This is a genomic window from Oceanobacillus piezotolerans (assembly GCF_003665065.1).
GTDB lineage: Bacteria > Bacillota > Bacilli > Bacillales > Amphibacillaceae > Oceanobacillus > Oceanobacillus piezotolerans.
In genome coordinates this window covers 487,621-508,761 of sequence record NZ_RCHR01000001.1, presented here as the reverse complement: position 1 = coordinate 508,761, position 21,141 = coordinate 487,621, and the positions used below count along the sequence as shown (strand labels likewise).

23 protein-coding genes are annotated in these 21,141 nt (G+C 35.5%); 2 read left to right on the top strand and 21 right to left on the bottom strand.

Annotated features, from left to right (window positions below):
- Nucleotides 1–38 precede the first annotated feature (38 nt).
- The 3 genes from D8M04_RS02585 to D8M04_RS02575 form a co-directional block, all read right to left on the bottom strand.
- Nucleotides 39–350, bottom strand: a complete 312-nt coding sequence (locus D8M04_RS02585) for a hypothetical protein (RefSeq protein WP_121521116.1) — start codon at nt 348–350, stop codon at nt 39–41.
- A gap of 191 nt (nt 351–541) precedes the next feature.
- A complete protein-coding gene (locus D8M04_RS02580) occupies nt 542–2,095 on the bottom strand; it encodes a RecQ family ATP-dependent DNA helicase (protein WP_121521114.1) in 1,554 nt (517 codons plus the stop codon).
- A gap of 11 nt (nt 2,096–2,106) precedes the next feature.
- Nucleotides 2,107–2,946 (bottom strand): helix-turn-helix domain-containing protein, encoded by an 840-nt coding sequence (locus D8M04_RS02575; protein ID WP_158595075.1) that lies wholly within the window; start codon nt 2,944–2,946, stop codon nt 2,107–2,109.
- A 334-nt stretch (nt 2,947–3,280) separates the two neighbouring features.
- Between D8M04_RS02575 and D8M04_RS02570 the strand changes: the two genes are divergently transcribed.
- Nucleotides 3,281–3,523, top strand: coding sequence for a ferredoxin (locus D8M04_RS02570; RefSeq protein WP_121521110.1), 243 nt, complete (start codon nt 3,281–3,283; stop codon nt 3,521–3,523).
- Between the two features lie 687 nt (nt 3,524–4,210).
- Here the strand turns inward: D8M04_RS02570 and D8M04_RS02560 are convergent.
- The 15 genes from D8M04_RS02560 to D8M04_RS02490 all read right to left on the bottom strand — a co-directional run bounded on the left by D8M04_RS02560 (nt 4,211) and on the right by D8M04_RS02490 (nt 18,932).
- Nucleotides 4,211–5,389 (bottom strand): hypothetical protein, encoded by a 1,179-nt coding sequence (locus D8M04_RS02560; protein WP_121521106.1) that lies wholly within the window; start codon nt 5,387–5,389, stop codon nt 4,211–4,213.
- Nucleotides 5,389–5,922 (bottom strand): RNA polymerase sigma factor SigX, encoded by a 534-nt coding sequence (gene sigX, locus D8M04_RS02555; RefSeq protein WP_121521104.1) that lies wholly within the window; start codon nt 5,920–5,922, stop codon nt 5,389–5,391. Before sigX ends, D8M04_RS02560 begins: the two co-directional genes overlap by 1 nt.
- 77 nt (nt 5,923–5,999) lie before the next feature.
- A complete protein-coding gene (locus D8M04_RS02550; protein WP_121521102.1) occupies nt 6,000–6,425 on the bottom strand; it encodes a DUF4430 domain-containing protein in 426 nt (141 codons plus the stop codon).
- Between the two features lie 94 nt (nt 6,426–6,519).
- Nucleotides 6,520–8,286 (bottom strand): ATP-binding protein, encoded by a 1,767-nt coding sequence (locus tag D8M04_RS02545; RefSeq protein ID WP_121521100.1) that lies wholly within the window; start codon nt 8,284–8,286, stop codon nt 6,520–6,522.
- Nucleotides 8,286–9,002: a response regulator transcription factor gene (locus D8M04_RS02540; protein WP_121521098.1), complete on the bottom strand. Its 717-nt coding sequence runs from the start codon at nt 9,000–9,002 to the stop codon at nt 8,286–8,288. Before D8M04_RS02540 ends, D8M04_RS02545 begins: the two co-directional genes overlap by 1 nt.
- A 278-nt stretch (nt 9,003–9,280) precedes the next feature.
- The gene (gene ccsB / locus D8M04_RS02535) at nt 9,281–10,468 is read right to left on the bottom strand and encodes a c-type cytochrome biogenesis protein CcsB (RefSeq protein ID WP_121521096.1); all 1,188 of its coding nucleotides are present in this window, start codon (nt 10,466–10,468) and stop codon (nt 9,281–9,283) included.
- A gap of 160 nt (nt 10,469–10,628) precedes the next feature.
- The gene (gene resB, locus D8M04_RS02530; RefSeq protein ID WP_121521094.1) at nt 10,629–12,272 is read right to left on the bottom strand and encodes a cytochrome c biogenesis protein ResB; all 1,644 of its coding nucleotides are present in this window, start codon (nt 12,270–12,272) and stop codon (nt 10,629–10,631) included.
- A 29-nt stretch (nt 12,273–12,301) separates the two neighbouring features.
- Nucleotides 12,302–12,874 (bottom strand): thiol-disulfide oxidoreductase ResA, encoded by a 573-nt coding sequence (gene resA, locus D8M04_RS02525; RefSeq protein ID WP_121521092.1) that lies wholly within the window; start codon nt 12,872–12,874, stop codon nt 12,302–12,304.
- A gap of 71 nt (nt 12,875–12,945) precedes the next feature.
- Nucleotides 12,946–13,677 carry a pseudouridine synthase gene (locus D8M04_RS02520; protein WP_121521090.1) on the bottom strand — a complete coding sequence of 244 codons (732 nt, stop codon included), beginning with the start codon at nt 13,675–13,677 and terminating at the stop codon, nt 12,946–12,948.
- Nucleotides 13,678–13,750: 73 nt separating this feature from the next.
- Nucleotides 13,751–14,281, bottom strand: coding sequence for a spore maturation protein (locus tag D8M04_RS02515; RefSeq protein ID WP_121521088.1), 531 nt, complete (start codon nt 14,279–14,281; stop codon nt 13,751–13,753).
- Nucleotides 14,281–14,868, bottom strand: coding sequence for a nucleoside recognition domain-containing protein (locus D8M04_RS02510; protein ID WP_121521086.1), 588 nt, complete (start codon nt 14,866–14,868; stop codon nt 14,281–14,283). The genes D8M04_RS02515 and D8M04_RS02510 overlap by 1 nt, the downstream gene beginning before the upstream one ends.
- Before the next feature lie 4 nt (nt 14,869–14,872).
- Nucleotides 14,873–15,961 carry a D-alanyl-D-alanine carboxypeptidase family protein gene (locus D8M04_RS02505; protein WP_121521084.1) on the bottom strand — a complete coding sequence of 363 codons (1,089 nt, stop codon included), beginning with the start codon at nt 15,959–15,961 and terminating at the stop codon, nt 14,873–14,875.
- A gap of 132 nt (nt 15,962–16,093) precedes the next feature.
- Nucleotides 16,094–16,948, bottom strand: coding sequence for a superoxide dismutase (locus tag D8M04_RS02500; protein WP_187695394.1), 855 nt, complete (start codon nt 16,946–16,948; stop codon nt 16,094–16,096).
- A 652-nt stretch (nt 16,949–17,600) separates the two neighbouring features.
- Nucleotides 17,601–18,188 carry an SMC-Scp complex subunit ScpB gene (gene scpB / locus D8M04_RS02495; RefSeq protein ID WP_121521082.1) on the bottom strand — a complete coding sequence of 196 codons (588 nt, stop codon included), beginning with the start codon at nt 18,186–18,188 and terminating at the stop codon, nt 17,601–17,603.
- Nucleotides 18,189–18,191: 3 nt separating this feature from the next.
- Nucleotides 18,192–18,932: a segregation/condensation protein A gene (locus D8M04_RS02490; protein WP_121521080.1), complete on the bottom strand. Its 741-nt coding sequence runs from the start codon at nt 18,930–18,932 to the stop codon at nt 18,192–18,194.
- Between the two features lie 140 nt (nt 18,933–19,072).
- On the opposite strand from D8M04_RS02490, the gene D8M04_RS02485 reads away from it, so the two are divergent.
- Nucleotides 19,073–19,159 (top strand): YjcZ family sporulation protein, encoded by an 87-nt coding sequence (locus tag D8M04_RS02485; protein WP_121521078.1) that lies wholly within the window; start codon nt 19,073–19,075, stop codon nt 19,157–19,159.
- Nucleotides 19,160–19,368: 209 nt separating this feature from the next.
- Here D8M04_RS02485 and D8M04_RS02480 read toward each other — a convergent pair whose 3' ends face one another.
- From D8M04_RS02480 to D8M04_RS02470, 3 genes are all read right to left on the bottom strand, one after another.
- Nucleotides 19,369–19,746 carry a GNAT family N-acetyltransferase gene (locus D8M04_RS02480; RefSeq protein ID WP_121521076.1) on the bottom strand — a complete coding sequence of 126 codons (378 nt, stop codon included), beginning with the start codon at nt 19,744–19,746 and terminating at the stop codon, nt 19,369–19,371.
- Nucleotides 19,747–19,977: 231 nt separating this feature from the next.
- Nucleotides 19,978–20,439 (bottom strand): M50 family metallopeptidase, encoded by a 462-nt coding sequence (locus D8M04_RS02475; RefSeq protein WP_121521074.1) that lies wholly within the window; start codon nt 20,437–20,439, stop codon nt 19,978–19,980.
- 17 nt (nt 20,440–20,456) lie between these two features.
- The gene (locus tag D8M04_RS02470; protein WP_121521072.1) at nt 20,457–20,891 is read right to left on the bottom strand and encodes a peptidylprolyl isomerase; all 435 of its coding nucleotides are present in this window, start codon (nt 20,889–20,891) and stop codon (nt 20,457–20,459) included.
- Nucleotides 20,892–21,141: the final 250 nt, after the last annotated feature.

The window sequence follows — 21,141 nt, the reverse complement described above, 5'->3', positions numbered from 1 at the left end:
CCTTTATGTTGATAAGAATCGGGTAAAACAGCAACCATTTACATCAATAGACTAAACATGCCTTCTCCCCAATAATAATATGCAGAAATGATTACGGCTGCAAGTAAAACAATAACTAGAAGAAAACGAATAAATGGTGTTCTTAACTTTAGATGTGCTTTAGCCTTATTCGTGTGAACTTCTTTTCTCGGTGGCAGATTTAAAATATCGATTTCTCTACTAGGCTCTTCCTCCATCTTGACGGAACTTTCATCTTCTTGTTCATTCCCGTTTCCTATTTCCTCAATTTCTTCAATTAAATCTCTTAGTTCATCTGCCTGATCCATGTTTTTATCAGCTTTCTCATTCATACTTTCCCCACCTCACAATGAAAACGAAAGATTAACCTATTAGAAATATTTACCGTTAAATGCATTTCTATGTTTTTATCAATAAATTATCCAATGAAAAAGTTACTTTATAAATTAATACAAATAGCTTAATCCTTTTTGATAACTAACATATGCCGGGAACGTCCAAGTCTAAACTTTATTACTGATTGCTAGTCCATTATTTTTACCGTTTCAATGGGATCCCCAAGAAGTAAACTTTTTAATCGTACTTCCCAGTTTTCATTATCATATCGCATAGGCTTAGATACTCTAAGATCACTGATTTTAAATCCACAATTACTGCAACAATAAGAATCAGGTTCTCGAATAGTTGATTGAAAACTTTGATAGAGACTGTTACGATAACAGCTCTCACTTTGGATCCAATCCACCATCTCTTGTAACTTCGTTTGTTTTAAAGTTGTGCGTTCGTTAACAATATTAATAATTTCATTATATATCTGCTTCCAATTATATTCATTATAAATAACATGATTATCAACTATCATACCATGTTTTTCAAGATGGTATTGTAAAAATCGCCATTGGATTTCATTTAATTGGAGGCGATTCTCTATTTCTGCTTCACTTGTAGGTAACAATTCATCTTTTAATGATAAAGTGTATAAATAATGGAACATCTCTTTTATCATTTTCTCATTAGGTAACTCATTTTTTATCATTTGCACAGGAATATGTACATCAGCAGGTGAAAAAAGGACTAAACTTATACAAAATTCACCGTCTCGCCCAGCTCTCCCAATTTCCTGTATATAAGATTCGACCTGCATTGGAAAATGATAGTGGATAACTAGTCGAATATTACTCTTATTAATTCCCATTCCAAATGCATTTGTACAGCAAACAATATCCAATTGATTGTTCATAAACTGTTGTTGGATATGTATGCGGTCCATTTGATCCATACCACCATGATAATATGCAATCCGTAAATGAGGCAGATGCTGCAATAATAGTTTTACACAAGATTCTGTAGCTGACCGACTGGAGAAATAGATTAAAGTAGGTACTTGATAGGATTCCAGTACTGTTAATAAGCGCTTGTCCTTTTCCTGATCATTAGCTGCTTTTTCAATTACTAGTGCGATATTCGGCTTATCCATTGGGTATATATGCTTTTTCATGTCTGGTTTCCCAAGTGATAAAATAATATCCCTTTGCACTTTAGGAGTGGCAGTTGCGCTTAAAGCTAACGTTCTAGGATGTTTCAGTAACTCAATAACACGGTTTAACTTTAGATAATCAGGTCTAAATTCATGTCCCCATTGTGAAATACAATGCGCTTCATCAATAACAAAAAGACTTACCTTTATTTTCTTTAACGCTTCTAAAACGTCTCGTTGTTGTAATTGCTCTGGTGATATGTACAGGAGTTTATACTCATTTAGTTTCTCTAAAATGCGTTTCTTTTCCTGCCAGGCTAGAAAACTATTTAGGGCGATAACTTTTCTTATATTATTAGCTTTTAACTCTTTGACTTGGTCCATCATTAAGGAAATTAATGGGGAAACTACAATAGTTAGTCCCTCAAGCAGCATAGCTGGCAGTTGGTAACAAATTGATTTCCCAGAACCAGTAGGTAGAATTCCTAAAACGTCTTCTCCAGCTAAGACATCTTCAATAATTTCCTTTTGACCTTCACGGAATTCAGGATAATGAAATATATTCTGTAAGTATTGTTCTAAAGTATCTATAATTGTCACCGATAATCACCCTATTTATGTAATCGATTTTTCTTTGCTAATACTAATCTGATTTGAAAATAACTGATCTTGTCATTAACGTTTGCCTTGATGTCTTTTAGCTTATAGGAATTCGTACTAGTAATTGCCTGTGTAATTGCCTGTTCATCCTCTTGATTCACAAAATCTTCTATAGCAAATTCAGAATCAGAAAGTGCAATTTCTACTATATGATCATAAATCGTATTAGTTTTTAATCTTCTTACAAATGCAATTTTATCTGGAGTTTTACCCTTTAGCAGAAGGAGGTACGTATCGTACGCTGATTTCGTCAAGTGACTAACTTCTAAAGTGTCTTGTAAAAGAAATGCGAGAAGGGAGGTTTTCTCCTCTTTTTCTACATTTTCAATGATTTGGTGAATAGTACATACTAATATTAACTGTACATCATCAACACTTTTTTTATACTTTTCTCCCAACTGTGGAACGCTCATTCCATAATGCTTGTATCCTGTCAATCTATCAACGAATATCCCTACTTCTACAGCCTTTACCCTCGATAATACTTCATAAAGCTCAAGATAGAGTTTCTTTAGTACATCTTTTTCTTTACCCTTAACTTTCTTATACACCTTCTTAACCCAAATTTCTGCTTCTTTGTCCTCCACCACTGGAATAAAAGAATAGGATTGATATTTAGTATTAGTTAGAGTTTGAATAAGCAATAGAAGTCGGTTATAGAATATTTCTACTTTATTATAAAAAGTTAATCCATTAAAAAGTTGTTCTTCTTGTAATTTACTATTTATAGTCCCTGTTACTATAAAACTATCCTGATATCTCTTTAACACGCCTGCTCTTTCTAATTTCACAATTCTATTCTCAAAGTCCTGTCTTTTTAATTGTTTATAAATTCCATAAAAAGATTCTAGCTTATAAATATGAGTATCCTGCAACGTTTGAATGGACCTTTTTCCTTTTAAAATATGGTAAACACTAGAGGGGGTTCGCTCCCCATTAATATAGGAAAAACAGGTTATTAAAATGGACTCAAATAACAAAGGGGCACCGTCCTTTACTCATATTATCGTTGAATTTGTATATAAATCATTTTACAATAAGAAAGGAAAGTGTAAAAGATGAAAGCATATAAAGACGTATGTTTTCAAAAGGTAAAAACCTTACAGTTTTAGGAGGAGAGGGAAAATGCCTTTATTTACGATGGTAAACAAGGTCACTTGCATTGCTTGCGGAGCTTGTGGAGCCAGTGCACCTAATATATTCGATTACGACGATGAAGGGATTTCCTATTGTCTCATTGATGATAATCAAGGACTAGTTCAAGTTCCGGAAGAAGATGAAGATGATGTTTATGATGCTTTCGAAGGCTGCCCGACTGATTCCATAAAAATAGCCAGTACACCCTTCTATGAGAAAGACATAGGTTAAATCATCTATTATCTTTAGTATACATGAGAAGCTGATTAGAAAAAAGACAAGTCCAGAAATAAAACAGGTTTCTATTTAATTAAAAGTTGATAGAAAATCCTGATTAACTGAATTCAGAATAGTGCTGTGAACCGCTCCGGAAATACACTACGCTTTCCGCGGGCGCTGTTGAGCCTCCTCGAGACTAACGTCTCAGCGGGGTCTCAACTAGGCTTTTCATCCCGCAGGAGTCTCCGTGTATTTCCTTCGCTGACTTGTGCTTTTTCATCTTTAAACAATTCATAGAGGAAACACCACCCTGCTATAATGAAGTGATTGCAGCGGAGGGCAGTCGACTCCTCGAAAAAGAAAGGCACTTTTTCTTCGTGCGATGTATCGCTGCCGAAGTACTCCTTGTCCTGCGGGAAAAGCAACAAGCGAAGACCCCGCAGGAAGTGCGGAAGGTTCAAAGGCTAAGACCGTCTCATCCTGGGACAACGCCTTTGTGACCAACGTCCTGTTGGCCCGAGGCTGAGACGTTGCCCGCGGAAAGCGTACTGCCCGTAGCGGAAATCACGAGCACATATTTTCAATGTGTTTCCGGGCTTTTTATGCACTATACTGAATTAAACTAATCAGCAGTCTATCTAAAAAGCAAACAAAAAAGGGTGTCACCAAAGGGTAGTTGTTAGGACACCTTCTTTTCTTTTATTTGACTATTGGATTGACAGCAGTCGGAACTTGGATTGGTTCATTCATATTATAATGACCAATCGCATCAATCCCCATCTCATTAAATCTGACCGTTTCAAATCCATAGCTTTTGGCAGTCATTAAAATTGCCTCAATCATCGTAATTGATTCTTCTGTTTCTTCTATTACTGAGTCCCCTGTATAGAACAAATCGAGCTCTGAATCAAATGATTCAACAGAAAAATGAATAGAATCAGGAATCGTCTTAGTGAGATTGAATGCTTCTTCACTGTTTTTCATTTCCATGATAGCGTCACTAATGTTGTTTTCCAGTTGATGAGGCACAGGTACAAGGTATTCACTATTATATAATTTGTAACTAGCTTTATTGCTCTCTTGAATGCGTAACTCATTTATTTGACCAATAGGACCTAAATCTATTGGTTCTTCTCCTTCTGAAATCAGAACAGCTTTCTCTATTCCATATGGGGAAAACATCGTTTGAATGATATCTTTAAATAAATTGGCTTCTGCAGAGCTATCTATGGAAAAATTTGTAGGTAATTGAATTTTCACTTCTTTATTCTCAGGCTCTATTTCATAAGAAGCGCCCTCGAATAAATATTCAGATGAAAAGCCTTCTTCCTTCATATAATTGTCTAATTGCTTATAATTTTCATTTAAACTATTTTTATTAGGAACAATAAAAGAGACTGGTATTACATATTGGAATTGCTTATCAGCAACAGCAGCAAAGACAATACTTGAATCGTTACCCACAGAATGAACAACATTTGAATCTTTTATTGTCTCTAAGTCACCCATTTCTAATTCTGTCGAATCATGATAGTCTGCTATTGTGCTCTCTTCTCCTGACTTTTCTAATGAATCTTCACTTATCATAATCTCCGTTGATTCATTGGTATTTTCCATATCTTTGTAGTCAAGAGCATAATTGTTCGCAATCTGATTCCTATCATTTATCAAGAAGGGAATAACACTCAATAGAAAGATAGCCACTAATGTAGTAAAAACGGGGATTAACTTTATTTTTTGATTTTTTGCTGGTTTATCATCGGTTAATTTTTTGGAGATTTGCTCATACAATATTACTTTCGGAATTTCATCTGTTACTTTTGGCATTTCTTGAAGTAACTTCCTAATTTCCTTGTCTTTCCAATCCTCTTTTTTCATTATTTTTCCGTTCCTTTCTGATCCATCTCATCTAAATGCTTCCTTAAAGCTTTTAAACCTCGATGTTGTGTGGTTTTTACTTTACTAACACTAAAGTTTAATATTTTAGCCGTTTCTTGAACTGAGAAGGATTGAATAAAACGTAATATTAAAACACTCTTTTGATCAACCGTACATTTATCCAACAATTGATAAATTCTTCTGAGTTCATCCGATTGTATCGCTAGTTCCTCAGGTTTTGCATTTTGATCGGGGATTGATTCGCCTTTCTCTCCCCAATCAAAAAAGTCCATGATTCTATTTCTTTTTCTTTTCTGTGAACGAAAATAATCAAATGTTACATGTCTAGCTATAGAGAATAACCACGTCTTTTCACTGCTTTCTCCCTTAAAAGAAGAATATGATTTTAATACCTTTATATAAATTTCCTGAACGAGGTCTTCTGTTACCTCTCTATCCTTTACCATATAAAATACAAATTGAAATAAGTCTTGATGGTATTTTTCATAAAATTGATCAAAGACGGGCTCCATAACGATCCTCCGGTCACCATATTTGTCGTTTTATACTATAAATGGTTACAATGGATTGAATAATTACCATTATAAACTTATTTTAACTCTTTTAAATCAAAGATAATCTTATCTCCAGAAGATAATTCATATTCATCTACCGTAACAGAAGGAGTTTCTCCATTTACGGTATATGTCCAGTTGGTTTTCTCTTCTTCGCTTTCAGCCATTCTCTCAATTGAAGTAATCTCGGTTTCATTATCATTTGTTTCAATATAGAAATTTTCTTCCATGACATCTAATAATAACGTACCGTCCTCTATTGGGACTTCGAGTTCTGACAGATACTGCTCACCATCATAAAGTGATATCGTAATTCTAGCATGTCCACTTTCTACCTCATCCCCACTTGAGGTATCTGTTGTTGTTACTCGAATATTACTTTCTGTATCCTTGTTGTCTTCCGTACATGCAACAAGGATACTTAATATAATAATAAACAAGAATAATAATAATTTCTTCACTGAGAACACGTCCTTTATTTTTAAGATAAGAATAGCTAACTCTTCGTATTTAGAGAGAGTTAGCTAAAATTAAACGAAGCTTTATCTAGTGACTCTAATTCATTGTTTGGTTAGGGATTCTAAAAGTAAATGTCGTACCTTGATTTAATTTACTTTTCACATTAATGGTGCCATTGTGCGCACTTACTATATTTTTCGCAATAGCTAGTCCTAAACCAGTTCCTTTCTTTTTGGCGTTTCTTGTTCTCGATTTATCAGCCTTATAAAATCGCTCAAATACGAATGGTAAGTCTTCCTCAGGAATACCACTACCATTATCCTCTACGGAAACTAACAACTCTTTTTTAGTATTTTTAAGTGATACATGTACATATCCAAATTCACTTGTATGTCGCAATGCATTGTCAATCAAATTTGTTAAAACTTGTTCTACCTTATCTATATCGATATGAGCTGTTTCAACTTCTATTTGTTTATCAATTGTTAATTTAATATGACTATCATTTGCGATGCCTTGAAATTTGCGAAGAATTCTTTCGGCATAACTGTCCATTTCTACTATTTCCCTATTAAGTTGAATATGTCCTGCTTCCATTCTAGCCAAATCAAGCAAATCATTAACTAATCTGCCCATCCTTAAGGATTCTTCATGAATGATTTTTGCTAATTCATTCTTTTCCTCTTTGCTTTCTGCAATATCGTCAACTATGGCCTCGCTATAACCTTGTAACATAGAAATCGGTGTACGTAGTTCATGAGAAACATTTGCAATAAAATCTTTCCGTAATTTATCCAATCTTCGTTCTTCTGTCATATCTCTAATAACCGCAACTGCTCCACGTACATGAGTGCCATCATATAAAGGGGTCATGAGCATTACATAGTTCCTGCCTTGAATTATAATTTCTTTCAATACTTTCTTCTCTCCACCAATAACTTCTTGCAGGACCTCGTGTAATTCGTGAGGTAACTTAGGGTTATTCGAATTTATTGTCATATTGTGTTCAAAATACCAATCTTCAATAAACTTCTCAGCTGGTGGATTTGTAACAATCATATCACCATTTCGGTTAAGCGTAACAACTCCATCTGCCATAGAACTTACAATACTGGAGAATTGTTCTTTCTCTTGACGTAATGCATTTATATGGAATTTCAATTGCCTACCCATTCGGTTAAATTCAATAGCTAAGTCCCCAATTTCATCATGTGTAAGAATTGGCACTTTCGTATTAAATTCACCTTTTGTTAGCTCATGAGCAGCCTCTCGCATTTTAATTAATGGAGAAGTGATACGTGTAGAGAGAAACACTGCAAAAAAAGTAGTTAGAATAATAGCGACCCCTGCAGCAAGAAAGATAATTTTACTTGTTTCCGTTCTTGTTTGATCAATCATGTCTAACGAATGGTAAACAAATACACCACCATTATTCAATATAGGCGTTCCAACCATGATAACTTCGACGTCACTATCAGGAAGAATAATCTCCTTCTTTACTTGCTGATCTTCAGTGAGTACTTCTGTCAAATCATCACTATTTTGCAGCCAGCTTTTTTGAAAAGCTTGAAGTGATTCATCAGCTGTTCCGGATACCCACATTTCACCATTAGGATAGATGATAGCAATGCGGCTGGACGGGTCTTTAATCAACTCAGTCGTTTCTTCAATGAATGCATGATCTTCTTGTTGATCAACCAGATATGATATCTTAGTCGCCATTTGCATCATATCATTCTCAGCGTTATCAATATGTAAATTCTCAAAGAATTGCAATAAGAAAATGGAAAGGATAAATAATACAAAGCAAACTAAAAAAATAATTGTAACCGCAAGTTTACCTACTACACTTCGCCAGAACATTACTTATCATCTACCTCAAACTTGTAGCCGACACCCCAAACCGTTACAATCATCTTCGCGGCTTCTTTGGATACTTTGCTCAATTTTTCTCTTAATCTTTTCACATGTGTATCTACTGTACGCAGGTCACCAAAAAATTCGTATTGCCATACTTCTTTCAAAAGGTGTTCTCGGTTAAAAACCTTATCCGGTGACTTAGCCAAGAAGCAAAGTAATTCATACTCTTTAGGAGTAAGACTCACTTCCTCCCCATCCGCCGTAACACGATGCGCATCATTGTCAATTGTAATATGAGGAAAAACAAGAATATTTTTAGATGCCGTATCCTGATCGTTATAAGATGTTTGAGTTACTCTGCGGAGTATAGCTTTTACCCGTAATACCGCTTCTCTAGGACTGAACGGCTTGACGATATAATCATCGGCTCCTACCTCAAACCCTTGTACTCGGTTCGCTTCTTCACCTTTTGCTGTTAACATAATAACAGGGGTTGTTTTTTCTTTTCTTAGTGCCTGACATACCTCGATACCATCCATTTCTGGCATCATTATATCTAATACAATAACATCATAATCGGTCGCCAAAGCCTTATCCAGTGCTTCTTTCCCATTCTCTGCTTCTTCCACAATATAGTCTTCTCGCTCTAAATACATGCGAATTAATCTTCTAATTCTTTCTTCATCGTCTACAACTAATATTCTAGTTTCTTGTTCCATGAGAATCCCCCTAATTCAACAATCAATTACAGCAATTATAACTGAAAAACCTTCAAATGTATAAGTAATGCATCTTCTGCATCTCCTCCCTGAATATGTGTACTTATATTAGGTCTTGAATGTTAACTTTATACCTAACTAATCTTTAACAAAAAACATTCAAGTCAATTCTTCCTGTCTTTTAAATGCCTATGCATCATTATAGTCGGAGGATCCTGACTGACTACATTATATTAAAACGAGATACCATATATAAGATATCCCGTTTCATTAAAATACTAAGCATATGAGTGTAATCCTGCTAGAACAAGATTTACCACAATTAAATTAAACATAATAATTCCAAATCCGATTACCGCTAACCATGCAGATTTCTCTCCATGCCATCCGCGGGATAATCTCAAATGTAAATATGCAGCATAGAAGAACCAGGTAATGAGTGCCCACACTTCTTTAGGGTCCCAACCCCAAAACCTTCCCCAAGCGATTTCCGCCCAGATCGAAGCAAATATTAATCCTCCCAAGGTAAATACCGGGAAACCAATCGCTACAGATCGATACTCGATTTCATCTAATAAATCAGCTTTTACATTCCGAAGTAATGGTTGTAGAGCAGCTCCAATTCTCTTCCTTATTATCAAGCGAACAATGCCATATAATACAGTACCAGCAAGTATAGACCAGATTAACGTATTAAACTTGCTTCCAGCATCCTCACCTTGAAACCATGCTGGCGTTTCAAATAAAGGACTGAAGGCACCATCTGTTAATAAAACACCTTCATTCGGTCCAGCTATAGCTGGCAAGTGATATTCAGTTGTAGCAATTTGATTGCCTAAAGGATATTCAAATTCTGCACGGTAATTAGCAAAATTAAATGAACTTGTAATAACTATAAATCCAATGAATAAAAATAATATATAAAGAACAATTTCTAACCAAGTATTCTTCTTATTTCTAGTTGTTTGATCAACTTGTTTAATTAAGTACATTAATCCAACAACAAAACTTATCCCTAAGATACCTTGTCCGATTGCCACGGTTGTCACGTGAATCGTTAACCAATTACTCTGCAAGGAAGGTACTAATGGGGCGACTTCTGTCGGAAACATACTTGCATAAGCAATTATAATCATAGCTATTGGTAATGCAAATAAACCCAAAAAACTCAATCTATAGTATGCGTATAAAATGATAAATCCTAGTACAAGTGCCATACCAAGGAAAGTAGTGAATTCGAATAAGTTGCTCACTGGTGCATGCCCTGTTACCATCCATCTCGTTATAAAATATACTAATTGAGATATAAAACCAATAATGGTTAATGTAATTGCAACTTTTCCTGCGATTCCCTTTTTATTATCTGTGCGTTTATCCCGAATAGTTGCGCCGAAGAAAAGTGTTGCAATTAAATAGAGTAAAAAGGCAATAAAAAGCGCTGTACTACTAATATTAAGTAATTCCATTCCCAAATCCTCCTCGTTTGTTTGACCATTTGAAAAACTTACCAAGTGCTTGTCTTTTAGCAAATGAGATTGTTTTTCACATACATAGGACGTAAAGACGTCAAGATGAAATCCACTTCTCTACGAATCTTTTAAACTGCCTATCTGAAAGAATAGAAAATCAGCCCTTTTCATCTAATTCCTGTTGATCTTCCACCATTTTGATATCAGTATTCTGAATCGCTTTCTCTATATCTTTTTTAATACCATACCAGTTTTTATTCGTATGAGCGGCCATCAACACTCCATTTTCATTTCGATTCAACCAAACTCTTCGATGCTGCCAATACATCCCTTGTATTACCCCTATCATAAAGATAGCTGCCCCAATCCCGAAGAATGGTAAAGAGCGGTCGTATTTTACGATTAATCCACTTACATCATGCATTTCGAAATCCAAAATTCCTAGTTTATATTCGTTTGCACCAGTAGCATCTATATTTCTACCAATCCCTAGAAAACTGACTTCCGGTTCAGTGTTATCTGGAGGATATACAATAAAAACAAACGCTGGATTTCTTGGGAAGTTTGTCTCAGATGCAGGCTCTCCATTGTCATCTAAATAATAATCCGGATAATATTGATCCAATATTACGCGATAACCATTGTCCAATTCATATTGTGATTCAGGCTCTGTTAAATCAACTGTAAAAGTAGCAAGTGCTTCTTCTTCTGCATCCTCTGTTTTATGTAATTTAAAAGTCATATTAGTAAACTCGTTTAGCTGATAGCCTTGTTGATATATTGAGTATCCATCAAACTTGACCGGAGCATTCATTTGTATAGAATCATCCAAGATTGCATTAAGTTCAGGCTTTGCTCCTGGAATTGATTTTTCCGCTTTGTAGACTACAACATCGGTTTGGAAATTACTAGGAACGGAACCCTCCTGCATAATTGCTTCACGAAATCGCTCATCGTTTTCATCATGTGTTTCTAAAATAAAGTCTTTATTTTCGATATAATACTGTCCTTCTGTACCAGGAATAACGATTTGCTGCCCTTCTCTAACCCATACGTATTCATCCATATAGAATAAAGGGATGCTACGTAAAATAGCGGCTAGTAATATAATAATAAGGCCAATATGATTAACATATGGACCCCACCGTGAAAACCTGCCTTTTTCAGCCAATAAATGCCCATTTTCTTCTACTATTTTATAGCGATTTTTCTTCAGATTTTTTTTGATAAGTTGATAGTCTTCTTCCGAAATGGCGTCTGACTCACTATACAAGCGTTGTCTCGATAAAAACGACTTATGCTTCCGCGGCTTTTGATTACGTAATGCTTTATATAGTGGAACAAATCGATCTAAGCTGCAAATAACTAAAGAAACTCCAATAAGTGCAATGAGAATCATATACCATAAAGAACTATATAAATTGTGGAATCCTAGTTGGTAATAAATCAGTCCTAAAATACCATATTGATCCTCATAAAATACTGCCGGGTCACGGTTAGGTGCTTCTGCTGGTATGTACATTTCCTGTGGAAAGATCGTTCCTATAATAGACGCAATCAAAGCTAGTATAATTAACCATACCCCAACTTTTACAGAAGAGAAAAAACTCCATATCTTATCGATGATGGATTTATTATAGGTTTGTGAACGTCTTGCTGTACCGTCATACCTCATATTCAATAGCTTATGATTGTCATTTCCATCGATATGCTGATTGCCCTCTATCGGTTTCCCACAAGATTCACAAAGAACTGTACCATGCGGGTTAATATGCCCACAATCGCATTTAACTTCTTTCATGTTTACCCCTCACAATAGATTTATGTATTTTACTTCGGTTGTATCTCTTGTAAATAGCCTTCTAATCTATCTAATGTTAAAGCACCATTAACAACCGTTTCTATTTCCCCTTCTGGATTAATGAAAATAGAGCTTGGTATTGGCCCGATTTTATATAAATCCCTTACTTCGCCGGTTACATCATGTGGTATAGGAAAAGTTAAATCATATTTATCGATAAATCGATCGACAACTAGTTTGGTATTATCTAAACTAACAGCAATAATCTCTATACCTTTCTCTTCGTACTCAGGATATAGAGATTGCATATATGGCATCTCCGCTTCACAAGGCTTACACCAAGTTCCCCAGAAGTTCAGCATTACACCTTTGCCTTTAAAATCACTTAATTGAATTGTCTCCCATTCATTGTTTTCATTTATTTGTTGCAGTTGAAAATCAGGTGCTTGATCTCCCGCACGGTAAATCGTGTTATCTGCCCTCGAGTTAGATACAAGTGCAAAAATTGTCGCACCCACTAAGACAGCCAATATACTGATACGAAAGATAAAGCGATTTCTTTTTTTCTTATGTTTTTTAATCTTTGCCTCTTCAATCCCCATTGTTAATCACTCTCCTTTTGCCATTATACCACCTAAGCATTCTCGAAAATTTGACTATTATTTAACAATTCTTATTGTGCCAAATTTCTCATTTGCTTTATTTCTTTAGGGTTTAATGGGCGATACTCGCCAGGAGTTAATCCTTCAACCGTCAAGAAACCAAATTTTTCCCTTTTTAGCTTCTGCACCGGGTAACCAATTTCTTCCATCATTCTTCTTACATGACGATTTTTTCCTTGATGAAGTGTTAGCTCGATTAATGTCGTATTTGCCTTTTTATCTGAGGAGATTATTCTATATTGGACAGCTTTTAAAACGTCTTGCCCAGATTTAACACCTTTCCTTAATTGTAATAATTCTGTTTTCGTTGGTATTCCTTTTATTTTTGCCACATAGACTTTATCGATTTTATGACTTGGGTGCATCAGCAAATTAGCGAATTCTCCATCATTGGTCAATAAAATCACACCAGAAGTGTCATAGTCCAGTCGGCCGATTGGAAACACCCGCTCCGTGATCTCATCACTTAATAAGTCTGTTACTACCTTTCTTCCCTTATCATCCTTCACACTGGAAATAACTCCGCGAGGCTTATACAGAAGATAATAAACTGGCGGCTCTTTTTCTAAAGGAACACCATTTACCTCGACCTTATCGTTCGGAGATACTTTTGTTCCTAATGTAAGAACAACCTTTCCATTCACTTTTACTTTTCCATCTAGAATAAGCTCTTCTGCTTTTCTTCTTGAAGTAACTCCACTTTGAGCAATTACCTTCTGTAATCTTTCTTGGTTATTTGTCATTTTATCACCATGCTTATCATTTTTTATATACATAATAATAGCGTTAACGATTCGTTAACGCTAGCTTTTCGTCTTATCCAAATACAAGGGTAACGATTATGATAGACATAATTATACCAACTAAATCTGCTAAAAGTCCAACTTTTAAGGCATAACCCATTTTCTTAATTCCTACTGCACCAAAATATACAGTAAGAATATATAGAGTGGTATCCATACTGCCCTGCATAGTAGAAGCCAATCGACCTAGAAAAGAGTCTGGGCCGTGTGTAGCGATTAACTCCGTCGTTACACCAAGTGCCGCATTGCCAGATATTGGTCTGACAAGTGCCAATGGGACGATTTCTGGTGGCACCCCAACCCATAGTAAAAAAGGAGAAATAAGTTGAATTATAGCTTCAAGTGCTCCTGAGCTTCTTAAAATAGATATAGATACGAGCATTCCTACTAAAAAAGGAAGTAAAGAAAATGCTATTTTTACGCCTTCTTTTCCTCCCTCCACAAATAATTCATATGCAGGAACTTTTTTTAGTGTTGCAGTCAAGAGGACAATAAGTAGGAAAATTGGTATAATCCAAGTGCTTATTGCTGTAAAAATACCCATTAATCCTTCCTCCTCTTACTTCGATAATAAAAGAATCGATCTAAAAGCAATGCACTAATCAATGTAAATGAACTTGCCATAATGGTAGTACCCACAATTTCGGTAGGAGCTGCCGAGTTATACTGCATACGAATAGCAATCACAGTAGTAGGAATTAAGGTTAATCCCGCTGTGTTAATAGCAAGAAATGTAATCATAGAGCGGGAAGCTTTATCGTCACCACTTAATTCCTTCAGTTGTTCCATTGCTTTTATACCTAGGGGAGTTGCTGCATTCCCAAGACCGAAAATGTTTGCTGTGAAATTGGATAAAATGTATCCAAGGGCAGGATGGTCCTTTGGTATTTCCGGGAACAATCTTGCTACTATCGGTCTTAAAAGTCGCGTAAGTTGTTTTAGAATACCCGCTTCCTCTGCTATTTTCATAATCCCTAGCCAAAATACTAGAATACTAATTAATCCAATAGACAGTTTAACTGCGTCATTTGCACTCTCAAATAAAGCTTTATTTACCTCCTCCATCGTTCCGTTAAACATCGCAAATATAATGCCAACCATCGCCATAAACGCCCAAATAACATTTACCATATTATCACTTTCCTACCAGCTCATTATAGAAAGATAGCATATCGGAGAGCATGGTGGGTTGTCTTTCCGCTTGCTGTTTAGAGTATATAGGGGCCTCCGCAATTAAAGTATCTTCCAAATAAAAAAGTTGCTTTCCGATCGTTTCATCTTCTGGTTCCTTTAAAATATAATTTTTTACTTGTAAACTGGATGCTTCGCTTTCTGTTAGAGGATACTTAATTTCCTCATTTAAGTATCCAACAATATTTTTACTTATATCTTTTATACGGAATTCGGCAAATCCATCTTCCGAAATCGAATCCATTTTATATTGCTGGAAACCATACTCAAACATAGAAATATGATCATTCCAATCATCAGGAGCATCTAAAGTAACTGCAATTAAGTCCATACCATCTTTGCTAGCTGTAGAAACTAATGTCCTGCCAGTTTTCTTAGTGTATCCCGTTTTTCCACCTGTACAATAATCATAAAGCTGAGTTAAAAGTTTATTTTTATTACGCCAGCTATAAGATCGATTTTCTGATTGATAGGATGTCGTACCTGAAATCTTCTGAAAAGTTTTATTTTCCATTGCATAACGCATAAGGATAGCCATATCATATGCACTGGAATAATGGTTGTCCGAATCTAAACCATGCGGATTATCAAAATGAGTGTTCGTCATTCCTAACCATTTTGCCTTCTCGTTCATTAAGTACACAAAGCCATCTAAGCTTCCCCCTATATGTTCAGCAATTGCAACAGCAGAATCATTACCAGAACGAAGCATTAATCCGTATACTAAATCTTCAATAGTAATTTTCTCTCCCTGTTCTAAGTAAATCGAAGATCCTTCTGTATAGATCGCATCTCTACTAACTGTGGCTTTTTCCTCCATCATACCCGATTCAATTGCAATAATTGCAGTCATTATCTTTGTAATACTGGCAATAGACTGTTGTTCATGTGCAGCTTTTTCATACAAAACTCTTCCAGTTGTTTGTTCGATTAAGACTGCATTATTGGCTGATACACTGGGAGCTGCTTGTCCAATAGATGGGTAAATCAGTTGTACCAGTAATAATAATATAACGAGCTTTATATACCTCATGTTTAGAATCCTCCCACTGTATTGGTGTCAATAATCATTTTATGCAAGACTTCGAAGCATATGAACAAAAACAAAATCTCGCTGCAATAGGAGGATTCGCTATAAAAATATTATTTGCTATAAAAATATAATTTATAGATGTTTAGCATTTAAGAGACGCTGGTTAACATCATTCCAATTCACAATATTCCACCAATTTTCGATGTACTTATCTTTTCCTGTTCGATATTGCAGATAATATGCGTGTTCCCAAACGTCCAATACAAGCAAGGGAATAGAATCTGCTATATTAAATAACTGATGTTTTTCAACTGATTGTATCCCTAATCTGTTACTTGGAGGATTCCAGAATAATATCGCCCATCCTACTCCTTCTACAGAATTCGCAACATCAGAGAATTTATTCTTAAATTGCTCCCATGATCCAAAGTCCATTTCTATTTGTCTTTTTATCTCTTTAACTGGTTTCTTAGTTGAACGTGGAGTCATATTGTTCCAGAAAATGGAATGCAGATAATGCCCAGAACCATGAAATGCTTGTTCACGTAACCAATGTTTCAACGTTTCTTTATTTGTTTCCTCCAGATATAATCTCTTTTCAGCTCGATTCAATCCATCTACATAGGATTGATGATGCTTGTCATGATGAAGGCGCATTATTTCCTCACTTATATAGGGTTCTAATGCATTATATTCATACGGCAATGGTGGAAGCTTATGCTCTCCATAAGCAATTACTCTTTTTTCGTTATGATACATGAACCGATTGCTTATTTGCTTTCCTTTATTTTGTAAAGAGATAATTTCTTTTTCCGTAATCACTTCTTTAGCTTTTAAACGTTTCACCTCGTCCTTTAATTCATCTAATTGATTTCTCCATAATTTACTTTGGTTATCATCTAACTTGGCATTGCCAAGAAGTCCTTGAACCTCATTTACCCAGGATTCTAATTCCTTTAAGTATGACATCGTATTATCCAAAATCATCGCCTCCCCGGTAACATATGCCTAAAAGGCAGGCAACGTGATAATAATAATGAAATTCTTTACAACGAAATACCCCTTTCACATAACTTGTTATTCTTAATCATACGCAGTTAATAGAAAATGTTAATTAATTTAATGCGAGATAGTGGGTAAAACCGCTGCGGAAATACACTACGCTTTCCGCGGGCGCTGCTGAGCCTCCTCGTGCTAACGCACTGCGGGGTCTCACCTAGGCTTTTCATCCCGCAGGAGTCTCCGTGTATTTCCTCCGCTGAATTGTGCTTTTTAATCTGTAGACATTAGATAGTGGAAACACGTCCTAATTACATGAAGTGATTGTAGCGGAGGGCAGTCGACTCCTGCGGGAAAAGCAACAGCCGAAGACCCCGCAGGAAGTGAGAAGGATCAAAGGCTAAGAACGCCACGTCCTGTGGCAACGCCTTTGTAACCAACGTCCTGTTGGCCCGAGGCTGAGGCGTTGCCCGCGGAAAGCGTACTGCCCGTAGCGGAAATCACCAGCGCATAACTCCAGGTGTTTCCAGATATTTTTAGCATCAATTTACTGAATTAAATAGTTTCGCAGTCTACCCATCTTTTACATTTAAAAAATACATAAAGCAAAAAAACCTACATTAAGAAAATGTAAGTTGTTTTAATCATTTTGTATTTCTTCACTAAAACGTTCGAAAAATAGATCGGCTTCTTGATTTATTTCCTCGGTTTGATCGGTTTCTGGCAATGGCGGCAGTTCCTCCAGTGATGTTAGACCAAAAAAAGTTAAGAACTCTTTTGATGTTCCATATAGTATCGGTCTTCCAATACTATCTTTTCTCCCTATTTCCTCTATTAGCAATCTAGCGAGCAATGTTTGAACGGGTCTGTCACTTTTCACACCACGTATTTCCTCAATCTCTGTTCTAGTAATTGGTTGTCTATAAGCTATAATTGCCAAAGTTTCCAGTGCAGCTTGCGACAGTTTAGAGGTCGGCGGAACTTCTATCAGCTTCTTGTAAAATCTGCTATGCTCAGGCTTCGTAGTTAAATGAAGAATATCATGGGATTGTATAATCATTATTCCTCTATCTGAACGTTCATAATCAAATTTCAACTCATTAATTATATGAGTAGCTGTTTCTTCAGAGACCTCAAGTAGTTTGCATAATTGATGGAGGGAGATTCCCTCATCACCGCTTGCAAACAATAATCCTTCGACTACACCTTTTAATTCTAGTATTTCCACTTTTTAATCCTCCGCGTAAAACACATATAATGTTTCAAAGTTGTTCTCCTGTTCACAATAAACCGAGTTGTTTTTCATTAACTCCAATAAGGCCATAAACGTAACAACGATATGGGTTCTGGACGGAAATGGAAACAGACTATCAAAAGCAACTCCATTTTTTGATGTTTTTACCACATTAAGTACATCTTTCATCCGCTCTTCAATCGGAATTTCCGCCCGGCTTATTTTTGTATCCAATGGCTCATCCCATTTCTTACGCTGAAACATTTTACCTAGTGCATGGAGCATATCATAAACAGAGAGATCCCCTTTTTTAACTATCGGTTTCTCCTCAGTTAATTCTTCAAAAACAACAGGTGCACGTGTGAATAGATGGCTTTCTTCCAATTCCTTTTCTTGTAACTTACTAGCCGCTTCTTTATACTTGCGATATTCAATTAACCGTCCAATTAGTTCTTCTCGCGGGTCTTCCATGTATTCCTCTTCTACTTCATCTAATATCTCTTGCTTGGGTAGAAGCATTTGACTTTTAATCGCAACTAAAGTGGCTGCCATCACTAAGTATTCGCTAGCTACATTTAATTCTAATTTTTGCATGGTATGTATATAATCCATATACTGATGAGTAATCTCAGCCATAGGGATATCATAAATATCAATCTCGAATTTGTTAATCAGATGCAATAACAAATCAAGCGGCCCTTCAAATGTATCTAATTTAACTTGATAAGTATGACTCATTTTATAAGCCACCTCCATTCGTTTTAAAAATCTCCTATTCGCCCATACAAAGAGCCTCATAAAATCATAAATTATTAACGTAAGATAAATGCTATTACAAAGCATTTATATAAAGAAGATAACAAAGGAGGAATTGAGTTATGAGTGCAGGTGGTTACAACACTGGCTTTGCGTTAATCGTAGTATTGTTCATTCTTCTAATTATTGTTGGTGCAGCTTGGTATTAAGGTAAAGTGAATCTTCGCTCAGAGGGGTAGAACCCCACTGAGCGGTTAGTATCACAAAAAGGAATCGCAGGCTTGATAGAATCAGGAATTTGACAAGAAACAGTTGCCTTCTTCAAATTCCTGAATCCTAAATGGCGGGTTTCTTAAGGCAAGTTAACCTGCAATAAATATCCCAGTTAAAAACCAGCCCAAATTTGGGCTGGTTTTTACTACTGCTCATTAGGCTCCGATTGCTTATCATTACATTTACTGTAAAACTCTCTAATTTCATCAGCAGGATATATATTATACTGGTCTAAAAACTGCTGCTTCAACTCATTTACCATTCTTTTTCCCAATCCCTGATTCCGATGAGATGGATTCACTGAAATATGTTGAATAATTGCATCTTTATTATCTTCTATTCTGATTCCAATAGCTCCTAGGACATCATCGTCCTCTTTCCATAAGAACAATTGCCAATCTGGGTTTGCTTCATATTCTTTAATAGTAAACTGCAATCTCTTTACGTCTTTCTTTTCATCCGGCATAAAGGACAGTAAACCCATCGCTATTTTTTCTAAATTTTTCTTAAAACGAATTAACATATAAACCCCTCTTAATAATTGCTTACTTATTTTGATTAAAGTGAAGAAGTATATTTATATTAATGGCACTAATTTATCCGTTTGTCAAATAACGATATTTAGATAACTCAGCATTAGTCATAGCCTATGGTGAATATCTTAGTTCAGTAATAACGAGTAGATATGTATTTTCTACAATTAAACCAAAAGCATATGATTCTATTATTTCCAGATTAAATGATATTAATACATCTATTCATGTTTTGTGGATAGTGCTTCAAGGATTAAATAGCCATCTGTACTCTTTCCTCTAATGCGTATTGGGAGGAGATTCGTTATAAACAGCCATATGTTAAATCCAATTCCTATTTCAAAATAAAGATTTGGATTTGGGAAATAAAAATATAATATAAGTAGAATGATAGATAAGACACCATTCGCAAACGGGCCCATTAAGCTAATAAGTACTTGTTCATGCACTTTATAGTCAGAATTACGGTTGCTTTTCGTAACTCCTCCCATAAAGTACATTTTATTAATGACTATACTCAAATTCCTCATTGAAAGTGAGAAAAGCTTTTCGCCCATTCCAATTGTTAAGGAAACAGAATTTGCCTTTACTTTCATTGCTCCAATTGCATGTCCTAACTCATGAAAAAAAATACTAATAGGCGAAACGATCAATAATAAATAAAAGAACAATAATATAATCATAAAAGATTAATCAGGATCTATTCTGATACTCTAATTTCCTTCATTACGTCCCCATTTTGCATTGCTTTAGCATAATCAATCCCAGAAGTAACCTGTCCAAAAACAGTATGCACTCCATTTAAATGCGGTTGTGGCTCATGAACGATAAAGAATTGAGAACTTCCTGTATCTCGACCAGCATGGGCCATAGATAAAGATCCCTCTACATGTTTATGAGGATTTCCTTCCGTTTCACATTTAATGGTATATCCAGCATTTCCAGTACCATTACCTATTGGACATCCACCTTGACTAACAAATCCTGGAATAACACGGTGAAAAGTTAATCCGTCATAGTACTTTTCATTTGCCAGCTTCTCAAAATTAGCTACCGTTCCTGGTGCTGCGTCTGGATATAGTTCAAATTCAATTCTATTTCCATTTTCCATTAAGATATAACCTGTTTTTGCCATTTATTTTATCTCCCTTATCGGTAAATTTATCGATCAGTCTGAAATAACTTGTTCTTCTACTTCGTATTAATTTTACCATGTCACAAGTTCTTTTCAACTAATATCATTTCCTTGGTTACTAAATGGTTAACTGAATGAAACAATAAGTCTTCTTTAGCCTTTATTTAGCGCAAATTCGTAAATAAAATTGTCAGGTACAACGACTTCGTAATATATTTAAAGAAAAAGCAGAAAAGTGAATTACTTCATC